The 12,725-nt window shown below is 63.8% G+C and carries 13 protein-coding genes; 7 read left to right on the top strand and 6 right to left on the bottom strand.

Going from position 1 to position 12,725, the window contains the following annotated elements; all coding sequences use genetic code 11:
* Positions 1–21: 21 nt before the first annotated feature.
* Genes AWB83_RS28795 through AWB83_RS28780 form a run of 4 tightly spaced genes read right to left on the bottom strand, consistent with a single transcriptional unit; the run spans position 22 to position 3,386 of the window.
* Complete coding sequence (locus tag AWB83_RS28795; RefSeq protein WP_087049028.1) at positions 22–531, bottom strand: aromatic-ring-hydroxylating dioxygenase subunit beta; 510 nt, start codon at positions 529–531, stop codon at positions 22–24.
* Positions 532–1,824, bottom strand: coding sequence for an aromatic ring-hydroxylating dioxygenase subunit alpha (locus AWB83_RS28790; protein WP_087049027.1), 1,293 nt, complete (start codon positions 1,822–1,824; stop codon positions 532–534).
* Positions 1,811–3,055, bottom strand: a complete 1,245-nt coding sequence (locus AWB83_RS28785; RefSeq protein ID WP_087049026.1) for an NAD(P)/FAD-dependent oxidoreductase — start codon at positions 3,053–3,055, stop codon at positions 1,811–1,813. The genes AWB83_RS28790 and AWB83_RS28785 overlap by 14 nt, the downstream gene beginning before the upstream one ends.
* 25 nt (positions 3,056–3,080) lie before the next feature.
* On the bottom strand, positions 3,081–3,386 hold the full coding sequence (locus tag AWB83_RS28780) for a non-heme iron oxygenase ferredoxin subunit (RefSeq protein ID WP_087049025.1): 306 nt from the start codon (positions 3,384–3,386) through the stop codon (positions 3,081–3,083).
* Positions 3,387–3,575: 189 nt separating this feature from the next.
* Between AWB83_RS28780 and AWB83_RS37385 the strand changes: the two genes are divergently transcribed.
* The 4 genes from AWB83_RS37385 to AWB83_RS28760 all read left to right on the top strand — a co-directional run bounded on the left by AWB83_RS37385 (position 3,576) and on the right by AWB83_RS28760 (position 6,605).
* Positions 3,576–3,764, top strand: coding sequence for a hypothetical protein (locus AWB83_RS37385; RefSeq protein ID WP_087049024.1), 189 nt, complete (start codon positions 3,576–3,578; stop codon positions 3,762–3,764).
* Positions 3,765–3,786: 22 nt separating this feature from the next.
* Complete coding sequence (locus AWB83_RS28770; protein ID WP_087049023.1) at positions 3,787–4,692, top strand: LysR family transcriptional regulator; 906 nt, start codon at positions 3,787–3,789, stop codon at positions 4,690–4,692.
* A 99-nt stretch (positions 4,693–4,791) separates the two neighbouring features.
* Positions 4,792–5,445: an HAD family hydrolase gene (locus AWB83_RS28765; protein ID WP_087049022.1), complete on the top strand. Its 654-nt coding sequence runs from the start codon at positions 4,792–4,794 to the stop codon at positions 5,443–5,445.
* A 20-nt stretch (positions 5,446–5,465) separates the two neighbouring features.
* Positions 5,466–6,605, top strand: a complete 1,140-nt coding sequence (locus AWB83_RS28760; protein ID WP_087049050.1) for an alanine racemase — start codon at positions 5,466–5,468, stop codon at positions 6,603–6,605.
* A 248-nt stretch (positions 6,606–6,853) separates the two neighbouring features.
* On the opposite strand, the gene AWB83_RS28755 is transcribed toward AWB83_RS28760, so the two are convergent.
* Complete coding sequence (locus AWB83_RS28755; RefSeq protein WP_087049021.1) at positions 6,854–7,105, bottom strand: hypothetical protein; 252 nt, start codon at positions 7,103–7,105, stop codon at positions 6,854–6,856.
* 34 nt (positions 7,106–7,139) lie between these two features.
* A complete protein-coding gene (locus AWB83_RS28750; protein WP_087049049.1) occupies positions 7,140–8,354 on the bottom strand; it encodes a YeeE/YedE family protein in 1,215 nt (404 codons plus the stop codon).
* Between the two features lie 118 nt (positions 8,355–8,472).
* Here AWB83_RS28750 and AWB83_RS28745 point away from each other — a divergent pair, with 118 nt between their 5' ends.
* The 3 genes from AWB83_RS28745 to AWB83_RS28735 all read left to right on the top strand — a co-directional run bounded on the left by AWB83_RS28745 (position 8,473) and on the right by AWB83_RS28735 (position 12,709).
* Positions 8,473–9,153 carry a dihydrofolate reductase family protein gene (locus AWB83_RS28745; RefSeq protein WP_087049020.1) on the top strand — a complete coding sequence of 227 codons (681 nt, stop codon included), beginning with the start codon at positions 8,473–8,475 and terminating at the stop codon, positions 9,151–9,153.
* Between the two features lie 144 nt (positions 9,154–9,297).
* Entirely contained in the window at positions 9,298–10,020 is a 723-nt protein-coding gene (locus AWB83_RS28740; RefSeq protein ID WP_087049019.1) for a DeoR/GlpR family DNA-binding transcription regulator, read from the top strand.
* A 370-nt stretch (positions 10,021–10,390) separates the two neighbouring features.
* On the top strand, positions 10,391–12,709 hold the full coding sequence (locus AWB83_RS28735) for an Orn/Lys/Arg family decarboxylase (RefSeq protein WP_087049018.1): 2,319 nt from the start codon (positions 10,391–10,393) through the stop codon (positions 12,707–12,709).
* Positions 12,710–12,725: the final 16 nt, after the last annotated feature.

Here is a 12,725-nt window from a genome sequence, read left to right as displayed (position 1 = left end):
AGATGGACGATCCAACGACCTTCAGACCGGGTAAGCGAGATCGTTGGCGATCATCGCTGTGTCGTAGACCGCCTGTCTTTCCTTCAGCAAAAGAACGTTACCATTGCGCGCGAAACGATCAAAAAGCCTGCCCGCCTGATGCAGCGTCGTCGCGCCTTCGACCAGCGTTTGCAGCAGCATGTAATTGCTCTGTGCGACGATTTCCTCGTCCGTCGCATCGAGGATGCGCACGTTCGACACGAAATGCAGCATTTGCCGCGGCGCGAACATCTGCGTGCGCGCGATCGCCACTGCCCGGTCGCGCAGCATGTCGCGCCCTTCCGCATACACGAGGCCGACCGGGAAACCGTTCGCGACGTTCTCGTGCTCGGTCACGCGATAGAGACAGTTCTCGGTGAAGAACTCCGGCCAGCGCTCGATGTCGCCACTGTCCAGCACCGCGCAGTATTCGGCATGAAAATCCTCGACCGCGGCGCGCGCGATGAGCGCCTTGTCGTGCGCGATGGCCTGCTTCTCGAATCCTGGCAACATCTAGAACTCCATGACTTCACGATAGTGTTTGTACATGGCCCGAATGGCAGCCTCGGAGATCAGGTTGTCAGCCGTGCCGATCTTGTCGCCGTCCAGCCTGACGATGCTGCGGTCGCTCACCGAGCGGCGCACGCCTTCCTGGACGAACTTCATCGCTTCGTTGTCTTCGAGGCCCAGAAAACCCGACGGTCCCATCAGATTGCCCTGGCGCAGACGGTGACGCACCATGTCCTCGCTGTCGTCCTCGTAGCCGAACATGGTCCAGAGCATGATCATGCTGTTCGGCCCGTTCGGCACGATATGGCGGATGCCGAGCGTGTTCATCTCGCGCTGCACGATGAGATTCGGCCAGATGGTCTGCATCGTCACCGACCATTCGGAGTCGAACTCCTTGACGAACTCGAGGAAGCGTTCGTCGCGCAGGGTCATGCCGTCGTGGAACGAGCGCATCTCCTTCTTCTTTTCCTCGTCGATGCTCGCATAGAGCGAATCGCTCTTCGCCGAAGCCATCGTGCCATGGATGCCGTACTTGCTGTCCGCGACCATCGCCGAACGGTTGCCCGCCACGAGCAGGCCGAACACGACGAGGAACGAATGCAGCAGCGTCGCGTGATACGGGTCTTTAAGGTTCTCGTGATACATCTTCCAGTTGCACGGCAGCTCGTTCTTGTAGAAGCCGAGCACGCGCAGGCGCTTGCCGTTGAACACGGCATCGAAATCCTCGAGGATCTCGGGCGTGAGATAGTCCTCGAGCGACTCCATGTCGTGCGTGAACGATGCGAAGACCACGCCGTTGCGGGTCGCGACCGCGAGCTTGCGCAGGCCGTGCTCGTCGGTGCGGAAATCCTTGGGCATGCCGCCCAGCTTGTTCACGCCGCGCCTGAACGGCACGCCCTGAAGATTGCCCTTCAGGTCATACGACCATTGGTGATAAGGGCACACGAATTCCTTGTTGTTGCCGCGGCTGTGACGGCAGAACTCCGCGCCGCGATGCGAGCAGCGGTTCTCGAACACGTTGATCGAGCCGTCTTCCGCACGCGATACGACGACCGGCGTCGGCCCCACGTAAGAACGCTTGAAATCGCCGGCATTCGGCACTTCCGCTTCGAGCGCGACGAAGTTCCAGGTGCGGCCATGAAAGATCCGCTCGACTTCGCGGGCATAGACGGCGTCGCTCGTGTACACCCAGTCCGGGATGCATTGCAGCCCTTCTTCGGGCCACACGAGCCCTTCGACAGGCGGATTCTTCGACTGCGGCGTGAAGCCGCCGATGATCGTTTCAGACGAGTACACCTTGATCTCCCGAGTGTGTTGAGCGAGTCAGCCGTTCGAGCTGGCGCAGCTTGACCGTGGGGTCGGCGAGCATGCCGGCGTCCACCGGCGTTGCTTCCTCGACGAGCCGCCTGATCGCACGCAGCTCGCCACCCTGATTGATCGCGAGCGCCTGGACGATGACGCCGTCGCGCAGTCCCATCAGCACGGTCTTGCCGTCCGCGCCCGCGCGTTCGATCCACTGATCGACGGCGGTGTCGGGCATGCCGAGCATCTGGATGTTCCAGTCGTATTGATCGGTCCAGAACCACGGCGTCGGCGCATACGTCGCCGCTTCACCGACGATGTTGCGCGCCGCGACGAGCGCCTGTTCTTGCGCGTTCTGCCACGATTCCAGACGCGTCGCACGATCCGAAGCGCCATATGGAAAGTTCGCGCAATCGCCCGCGGCGTAGACATCCGGAGCGGACGTGCGGCAATGTCGGTCCACGCCGATGCCGTTGCCGGTCGCGATGCCGGCCGCTTTGGCAAGCTCGTCGTTCGGTTCCTGACCGATGGCGATCACGCACAGATCGAAGTTCGCCGAGTCCACTTGCACACCCGTCGCGTGTCCCTTCACTTGCAGTTGCTTCGCGCCGAATATGAAACGCACGCCGTGAGTCTCGTGCTTCGCGCGCAGGCGTTCGGAGAACGCCGGCGGCAATGCGCGGCTCAGCAAGCTCGATGCGGATTCGAAAACGCTCACATCGAGGCCGCGTGTCCGCGCACTTGCCGCAAACTCCAGACCAAGAAAGCCCGCACCGATCACCGCCACGGAGCGCGCGGTCGTGAGGCGCGCGCGCAGGCGCATCGCATCGTCGAGCGTGCGGAGATAGAACGTGTGCGGACCTTCGGGCACGCCGGGCAACTGGCGCGCATGTCCGCCCGTCGTCAGAAGACAATGGTCATAGCGCAGTTCGCCGCCTCGTTCGAGCGTCGCGACGTGCCGTTGCGTATCGAGCTGCAGCACACGATCGTTGAGCCATTCGATACGTGAATCGCGATAAAGCTCGGCCGCGTGCACCCAGCCCTTGAAGCAGTCGGCATCGTCCTGCGCGACGAGTACATCCTTCGACAGCGGCGGCCTTTCATACGGCGCGTGACGCTCGTCGCCGACGAGCACGACCCTGCCCTCGAAGCCGTGCATGCGCAGGGCTTCCGCCGCACGCGCCCCCGCCTGCCCTGCGCCGATGATCAATACGGTCTGCGTCATGATTCGTCGCTCCGGTCCGCGGGCATCATAGATCGACGAAGATCTCGCCGGCCTCCACCTGCACCCCGTACACGCGGATCGGCTGCGTGACCGGCGCGCACTGCGCGGCGCCCGTGCGGATGTCGAAGCGCCCCTGATGCAGCGGACACTCGATGCAGCCGTCTTCCATGTAGCCGTCGCTCAAGAGCGCGAACTGATGCGTGCAGACGTTATGCGTGGCGCGCACTTCGCCGTCCAGCAGATAGAGCGCGATGCGCTCCTCGCCGATCGTCACGCCGAGCGGCTCGTCTTCCACGAGATCGGCGAGTTTCGCCGCGAACCTGAGAGTCATCTGTCGCCTCTTCGAAATTGCTCAGTATGCTGATGAACATGATGAGCGTATGCTAGCAGGACTTTTCGAGGAGTCAACCCGATCAAAAATAATGACTTTCCCGTAGAGGTATGGGCAAGAACGGGGCCGGCCGACGCCGCACTCGCGGCTATGCGATGATTCGAGGCTCCGCCACGATTTCACCGCGTCATGCCTACGACCACCGCCACGCGCGCCGGCCACCTTCCTCTCGCAAGCATTGGCTTCATCCTTGCTTCGATGCCGTGCTTCGCCGTCGTCGATGCGCTCGCCAAGGCGATCGCGCTGCTTTCGCTCGCGGGGCATCGCATTGATCGTCGGCAGCGCGATCGCCGTTGCGCTGCTGCGCAAATTGCCTGAAGGACCGCTCGCCTGAATCACGATGACCGAAACCGCAGACATCCGCTTTCTCCTCACGATCCAGCAGAGCGGCAGCCTCGTCGCGACCGGACGCAAGCTCGGCTTGTCGCCGTCGGCCGTATCGCAGCGCCTGCAGCAACTGGAGAAGAGACTCGGCACGCGCCTCGTCGATCGCACCGCGCGCAAGCTGCATTTCACGGAAGAAGGCGCATTGCTGTGCCAGCGCGGCGCGGAACTGATCGAGCAATTCGACGCACTCTTCGATGAATTGCAGATGCGCCGCGGCGGCCTGGTCGGCACGTTGAAGATCAACGGACCGCTCGGCTTCGGCCGGCGTCATCTCGCGCCCGTAATCGCGGACTTCCAGCGCGACAATCCCGAGGTCGACATCTCGCTCACGCTGTCCGATCAGCCTTTGACTGAAACCGCGGACCGTTTCGATGTCGTCGTGCATATCGGCGAGTTGCGTGCTTCCAATCTGGTGGGTCATGCGATTGCGCCGAATGCGCGCTTTCTATGCGCATCGCCGGGATTCGTGAAGCGCTTCGGCGTGCCCGAGTCGCCACAGGATCTCGCACGTCTGCCTTGCATCGTGCTGCACGAAAACAAGGAAGATGCGTCGCTGTGGCACTTCAGCAAGGGAAGAACGAGTACGAGTGTCAGAGTCGCGACGAAGCTCGGTTGCAATGACGGCGACGTGATCCGCCGCTGGGCGTGCGAAGGACGCGGCATCATCCTGCGCTCGGAATGGGATGTCGCGGACGATATCCGCAAGGGCGCGCTGGTGCGGCTACTGCCATCGTGGAAAGCGCCTGATGCGAACGTGGTCGCGCTCACTCGCAACCGCGCAGGCCTGCCGCGCAGAACCCGGGAATTCATGCGGTATTTGCAGTCGCGCTTCCGGCCGCATCCGCCATGGCGTGACTGAAGATTCAGTCTGACTGAATCATGGAGTTAGCGTCGCTTAACCTGAGCGAACCTATAATCGACGCCATTGCTGAACAACGCTCGTCGAGGAGCAGCAATCGTGAACGAAACCTCATCCCAGTACCCCAAAGCCGTTCTCTTCGATCTTCTCACCGCCCTGCTCGATTCATGGACGCTATGGAACGAATCGGCGGGATCGCCCGACAAAGGCCGGACCTGGCGCGCGGCGTATCTGGAACTCACGTACGCCCGCGGCGCATATGTCGATTACGAATCGCTCGTGCGACAAGCAGCGAGCAGCGTCGGCCTGCCTCGAAGCGCGCCGGATGCGCTTCGACGGAACTGGGGCGATCTAAAGCCCTGGAGCGGCGCGAAGGAAGCCCTCGAACGCTTGCAGCCGCATTGCAAGCTCGCGGTCGTCACCAATTGCTCGATCGCGCTGGGCCGTCAGGCCGCGTCGATCCTGCCGATTCGCTGGGACCTGGTCGTCACCGCCGAAGAAGCCGCTTTCTACAAGCCGAATGCACGGCCCTATCTTCTGGCGCTGGAGAACCTCGGCGTCGATGCAACGGACGCGGCGTTCGTCGCGGGATCGAGTTACGACATGCTCGGGACCGCGCCCATAGGCTTGCGCACGTACTGGCATAACCGCGTCGGTCTCGCGCCGGTCGCAGGTAGCGCCGCGCCCGACATCGAATCCCCGACGCTCGAAGCGCTTCCGGCATGGGCGAGCCGCTTCGGCGAATCGTCCTGAACATGCAACACGAAGACATCATGAATCTCGAGCAACTCGACACACCCGCCGCAATCGTCGATATCGCCAGGATGCAGCGCAACATCGACGCGATGCAGGCGCGCATGAATGCGCTCGGCGTGAAGTTCCGTCCGCATGTGAAGACGACGAAATGTGTCGACGTTGTGCGCGCGCAGATCGCAGCGGGCGCGCAGGGCATCACCGTTTCGACCCTCAAGGAAGCGGAGGAATTCTTCGCGGCGGGCATCACGGACATTCTCTATGCAGTCGGCATCGCGCCCGCGAAACTGCCGCGCGCCATGGCGCTCAAGAGACGAGGCTGCGACCTGAAGATCATCGCGGACAATGCCGCGGCTGCGTCGGCGATCGTCGAGTTTTGCAAGGCCGCGAACGACACCTTCGAAGTGTGGCTGGAAGTCGACACGGACGGACATCGCTCCGGCATCGCACCCGACGACGAAGCGCTCCTGACCATCGGACGCATTCTGCGGGAAGGCGGCGTCGAAGTCGGCGGCGTGATGACGCATGCGGGTTCCAGCTACGAGTTGAGCGATCCCGAGGCGCTCACGGCGCTCGCCGAGCAGGAACGCGCGGGATGCGTGCGTGCGGCCGAGCGCCTGCGCGCGGCGGGCATCGCATGCAGGACCGTGAGCATCGGCTCGACGCCGACCGCGTTCGCCGCGAAGCATCTAGAAGGCGTCGATGAAGTGCGCGCCGGCGCGTACGTGTTCTTCGATCTGGTGATGGCGAACGTCGGCGTCTGCGATTCGGGCGACATCGCGTTGAGCGTGCTGACGAGCGTCATCGGTCATCAGGCCGAGAAGGGCTGGGTCATCATCGATGCAGGATGGATGGCGATGAGCCGCGACCGCGGCACGTCGAAGCAGACGCGCGATTACGGCTACGGCCTTGCCTGCGCGCTCGACGGCACGCCGCTGGCAGGCTGCGCGCTCATCGGCGCGAATCAGGAGCACGGCATCCTGGCGGTCGAACGCGAGAACGCCACGAGCATCGATGAACTCGCGAAGCGCTTTCCCGTCGGCATGAAGCTGCGCATCCTGCCGAATCATGCGTGCGCGACCGGCGCGCAGTATCCGGAGTATCACGCACTTGATCGCGACGGCAGCACCGTCGTGTGGCGGCGCTTTCACGGCTGGTAAAAAGGCTTTCACCCCGCCAGACCGTGCGCCGGCTGCCAGGACAAGCGCACGCGAAAGATTGCGAACTTGCCCTCGCGCGGATAGCCGTTCGAGAAGTTGAGCTCGTGCAAGTGCGAATCTGCGATGTACAGATAGCCGTTCTGAATGGCGAAGCCGTCGGCCCAGGAAAGCTCACGATGCTTGCCGACGCGAGGCGAAGTCGTCGCCTGACTAGCTGGACCGGCAAGCGAAACACATGACGCGGCCGCTCATTCCTCGCCCGTCACCCACTTCTTTGTGGCGTGATAGCCGCGCTTGGACGTATCGGCGATGGCATGCCCCGCCGACTTCGCGCCTTGTCCGACGGCGTGAGCGGCATCGCGCGCGGCGTGCCCCGTCTGACGGCCGGCGGATTTCACGTCTTCCTTGAATTCGTGCGCGCCCTCCGCGAGGCTCGCATGCGCGAGCGGACTGAGCGCGGCCAGCACGACGGGGAGCATGAGCAGAGTGATCTTTTTCATGGGACTATTTTCGCACAACGCGCGATGTGAGGCATCAGCAGGACGTCGGCCGCAGGCGCTCGACTTCGAGCCCGAAGAACGGACGCAGCCGCGTGCCGAGCACGTTGCCGAAGAACGCGGCGGCCACCCACAGCCAGCCATGCAGGCTGCCCGACACGATGCCGCTGAAGTACGCCCCGATGTTGCAGCCGTACGCGAGCCGCGCGCCGTATCCGAGCAACAGCCCGCCGACGATGGCCGCGATCAGCGAGCGCAGCGGCACGCGCCATACCGGCGCGTAGCGTCCCGCGAGCGCGGCGGCGAGCATCGCGCCGAGCACGATGCCGATGTCCATGACCGAGGTGACGTCGCGCGAGATCGGCGCGGCGAGTGCGGCTGCGTTCGCCTTGCTCATCCAGTACGGCCAACTCGCGGTATCGACGCCGAGCCCGGCCGCCGCCTTCGCGCCCCACAGCGCGAACGCCGACGTGATGCCCCACGGCCGCCCGGACAGCGCGAGCGTCGCGAAGTTGAGCACGGCGAGCGCAATGGCGCCGGCCACCAGCGGCCACGGACCGTGCAGCCACGGCGATGCGTGCGACGGCTGCACGTGCGCCGCGACGAGCTTCCCGTGCCGGCGCTTCTCGATGACGACGGTCAGCGCCGCGATCAGCGCGAACACGATCCAGTTGACGGCGAGCGCGGGGCCGGCGCCGAGTGTCTTGACGAGCGAGATCGGCGGCAGGGATGGCAGCGCGGTCCAGAACGGCATGTGCGCGGTGGCGATCACCGAGCCCGCGATGAACGCGACGAGCGTCACGATCATGCGCGTGCTGCCGCCGCCGACCGTGTAGAGCGTCCCGGACGCGCAGCCGCCGCCCAGTTGCATGCCGATGCCGAACATGAACGCACCCACCACCACGGACGTGCCCGCCGGCGACACGAGCCCAGTCACGGGCATGCCGAAGAGCGAGCCCGTTGCGAGCGCCGGAAAGAACAGCGCGACACCGACCGCGAGCATCAGCATCTGGGCGCGCAGGCCGGCGCCGCGGCCGTCGGCGATGAACACGCGCCACGCGGACGTGAAGCCGAACGCGGCATGATAGAGCGCGACGCCGAGCAGCGCGCCGACCACATACAGCGCGGCCTGGCGTGCGCCGACGGTTTGCCCGAGATACCACGCGCCCAGCACGATCAGCAATGCGGCGATGCCGAGCGGCTTCGGGTTGATGTCGGTGCGGCGCGGAAACGAAGTAGCGAGATCTGACATGTCGATAAGCGAGTCGAAAGCGGAATAATCCGTCATTGTCCTGCGTTTGCGTGATTCCCGCAGGCGGCACGGCGCTTGCGAGGTCCGGCGCATCCTGTTTCCTGCTCTGGAGAAGACCATGCATATCGTCTGTCACATGATGTCGTCGATCGACGGCCGCAGCCTCACCGACAACTGGAATCTCGATTTCGCGTCGCCGACCTATGAAGACACCGCCGCGCGCTTCAAGGCCGACGCGTGGGTCTGCGGCCGCGTCACCATGCAGGAAATCTCGCACGCCAAGGACAGGGACTATCCGCGCGGGCTCGCAAAGGGTCCCATCCCGCGCATCGATCATTTCGCGAAGCGCGATGCGAGCCAGTACGCGATCTCGATCGATCCCAAGGGACGCGTCGCATGGAAGAGCGGCACGGCGCTCGAGTCGCACATCGTGGAAGTGCTGGCCGAAAGCGTGGAAGACGACTACCTCGCCTATCTGCAATCGATCGGCGCATCGTATGTGTTCGGCGGCAAGGACGGCATCGAACTGAAGCGCGTGGTCGATACGCTCGAACGTGAGTTGAAGATCCGCAAGCTGATCGTCGAGGGCGGCGGGCACGTGTCGGGTGCGTTCGTCAACGCGCAGCTCGCGGATGAAGTCAGCGTGCTGCTGGTTCCGCTCGTCGATGGACGCGAGGCGCACACGTCATCGTTCGAAGTGGCGATGGACGACTGGAAAAAGCCCACGTATCTGAAGCTCGAATCGGTCGAGAAACTGGAGCACGACGTCGTCTGGGTGCGCTACACCCGCAAGCCCTGACGCCTCGGGATTTACCCGCGCCATGCCTCCGCAAGCCGTAAACACGCGGCTTGCATTGTTATAATCCTCTCATCCGACGACTAAAACCTAACACATCTCGCGCGATACGCCGCCAGCAATGGCACGCCTCATCGCGCCGTCCCGATGGCCAAGAACGACCGCTTGCGCGCCCTTTCGAGCGCACTCGAAAAACAGAACGTGATGCGCCTGCGCGATGCGGCCGCGTTGCTTGGCGTTTCGGAAATGACGGTGCGCCGCGATATCGCCGCGCATCCCGGCCAGTTCACGTATCTGGGCGGCTACATCGTCAGCGCTGCCGATGTGCCCAATGCGGGCTACACCATCGAGGAAGAGAAGGACCATTTCGCGCAGGCCAAGGCGATCGCATCGGGCCATGCGGCGCGACTGCTCGTCGATAACGAAACCATCTTCATCGATTGCGGCACCACGCTGACGACGCTCGCGCGGCAGATTCCCGTCGAGATGCATCTGACGGTCGTGTGCTATTCGCTGAACGTCGCGGAAATCCTGCGCCGCAAGCCCAACGTGCGGATGATTCTGCTGGGCGGCGTGTATGTGCCGTCGTCGGAATCATTCGCGAGCGACGAGAGTGTCGAGACGCTGAGGCGCATGGGCATCAACAAGGCGTTCATGTCGGCGGGCGGCGTCGATGAAGCGCGCGGCGTGACATGCTGGAACTTTCACGAGGTCGCCATCAAGCAGGCCGCCATGGCGAGTGCGGTGGAACGGCATCTCGTCGTCGATGCGAGCAAGTTCGGCAAGGTCAAGGCCGTGCGGTTCTCCCAGCTCTCCGAGTTCGATTCGATCATCACCGAAGAAGGGCAAATGCCGCGCAAGCGAAGCTGACGCCGCTCGCAAGGCGCACTACTCCGGTTATTCCCTGCCCATCGCGGCCGATTCGCGCCGCGCCGGTTCGCCCACCTCTCGTTCCCCCGCCGTTCTGCCAGTCGCCAATCAAGGCAAAACCTAGGGCAATTCAATAGTCATTCTAAATATTATAAAAATTACAAATTTATTTGGCTAAATTATATATATTCCCGCTTTATCTAATTTTCCGCATCGTCTCGGCTTAAATCTAGGAATTTAATCAATTTTCTTGCGTGAAATTTCTCGCGCCGTCGCGCATTCGTATTTGCGGCGATTGGAGCAAGGCATCCGCTCATCACGCTCGTCACCGCACGCGCCTTCGCGCGGGCGCATTCGGAGAAAAACAAGCATGACTGGCATGACGCATCAGGCCTCGCGCCGCCTCGGCATGAAAGCGCTCCTGGTTCACCACGACACGGCCTCGGACAGTGCGGGAGCGCGGGCGGTTCAGGCGCTTGCGAGCGATCTGCGCGAGCGTCTCGTCGACATCGTCATGGCCGCCGGCGCAGCCGACGCCATCGACATCATCCACGCCGACCCGGCGATCCAGTGCCTGCTGCTCGACTGGGAGCTTGGCGGCACGCGAACAGGCGCACGCCCGACCGAAGCGATGGCCGTGCTCGACGCCATGCGCACGCGCAGCGAGAGCGTGCCCGTGTTCCTGATGGCGAGCCGCACGAGCGCGTCGGGCGTGCCGGTGGACGCGATGCGCAAGGCCGACGACTTCATCTGGATGCTCGAAGATACGACACCTTTCATCAGCGGGCGCATCGTGGCGGCCATCGAACGCTATCGCGAGACCGTGCTGCCGCCCATGTTCCGCGCGCTTGCGCGTTTCTCGCGCGTCTACGAGTATTCGTGGCACACGCCGGGGCACACCGGCGGCACAGCTTTCCTCAAGTCCCCGGCGGGCCGCGCCTTCTTCGAATTCTTCGGCGAGCCGCTGTTTCGCTCGGACCTTTCCATCTCGGTGGGTGAGCTGGGGTCGCTCCTCGATCACAGCGGGCCGATCGGCGAAAGCGAGCGCTACGCCGCGCGCGTCTTCGGCGCGCATCGCACGTATCACGTGACGAACGGCTCCTCCACGTCGAACCGCGTGATCCTGATGGCCAGCGTGACGCGCAACCAGATCGCGCTGTGCGACCGCAACTGCCACAAGTCGATCGAGCACGCCATGACGATGTCGGGCGCGATTCCCGCCTATCTCGTGCCCTCGCGCAACCGCTACGGCATCATCGGCCCGATCATGCCCGAGCATCTCACCGCGGCGACGGTGCGCAGTTCGATCGAACGCAATCCGCTCGTGCAGGCGCGCGACGGCGTGACGCCGACGCCCGTGCACGCGGTCGTGACGAATTCCACGTACGACGGCCTCTGCTACAACGTCAGGCGGGTCGAGCAACTGCTCGGTGAGAGCGTGGACCGCCTGCATTTCGACGAGGCCTGGTACGGATACGCGCGCTTCAATCCGCTCTATCGCGATCGCCACGCGATGCACGGCGATCCCGCCGATCACGACAGCACGCGCCCCACCGTGTTCGCGACCCAGTCGACCCACAAGCTGCTCGCCGCGCTCTCCCAGGCGTCCTTCATCCACGTTCGCGATGGCCGCAACCCGATCGGGCATGCGCGCTTCAACGAAGCGTTCATGATGCACGCATCGACCTCGCCGCAATACGCGATCATCGCGTCGAACGACGTGAGCGCCGCGATGATGGACGGTGCCGGCGGCGTCGCGCTCACGACCGATTCGATCCGCGAAGCCGTCGCGTTTCGTCAGATGCTCGCCCGCCTGCACGCGGAGTTCGCGGAGAAGAACGACTGGTTCTTCGACGGCTGGCAGCCCGAGACCGTCGTCGATCGCAAGACCGGGCGCCGCTTCGCGTTCCATGAGGCGAGCGAAGCGCTGCTCACGAGCGATCCCTCGTGCTGGGTGCTGCACCCGAATGACGCGTGGCACGGCTTCGGCGACATCGAAGACGACTATTGCATGCTCGACCCGATCAAGGTGTCGCTCGTCACGCCGGGCGTAGCCCCGGGCGGCGGCCTGCTTCCGGTGGGCATCCCCGCCTGTGTCGTGACGGCATATCTCGACCGCCAGGGCATCGTCGTCGAGAAGACTACCGACTTCACCATCCTCTTCCTCTTTTCGATGGGCGTCACCAAGGGCAAGTGGGGCACGCTCGTCAACACGCTGCTCGACTTCAAACGCGACTACGACGCCAATGCGCCACTCGAACGCGTGCTGCCCGGACTCGTCGAGCAATACCCGCTGCGCTACGCCGGCCTTGGCTTGCGCGATCTCTGCGACCGCATGTTCGGCGCGATGGCCGAGTTCGGCACGACCGAGCGCATGGCGCGCGCCTACTCGACCCTGCCGCGCCCCGATTTCAGCCCGACAGAAGCCTACGAAAAGCTCGTGCAGAACAGGATCGAACTGCTCGAACTCGATCAGATGGAAGGACGCACGGTCGCGACCGGCGTCGTGCCCTATCCGCCGGGCATTCCGCTTCTGATGCCGGGCGAGAACGCCGGAGCCGCCGATGGCCCGCTGCTCGGCTACCTGAAAGCGCTGGAGCGATTCGATCTGCGCTTCCCGGGCTTCATCCATGACACGCATGGCGTCGAAGTCGAGGACGGCGTCTATCGCATCGCGTGCATTGCCTGATTTCCCATCGACACGA

It is taken from the genome of Caballeronia ptereochthonis, from assembly GCF_001545075.1.
In the GTDB taxonomy this organism is placed as follows: Bacteria; Pseudomonadota; Gammaproteobacteria; order Burkholderiales; family Burkholderiaceae; genus Caballeronia; species Caballeronia ptereochthonis.
This window is presented reverse-complemented; position numbering and strand designations above follow the sequence as displayed.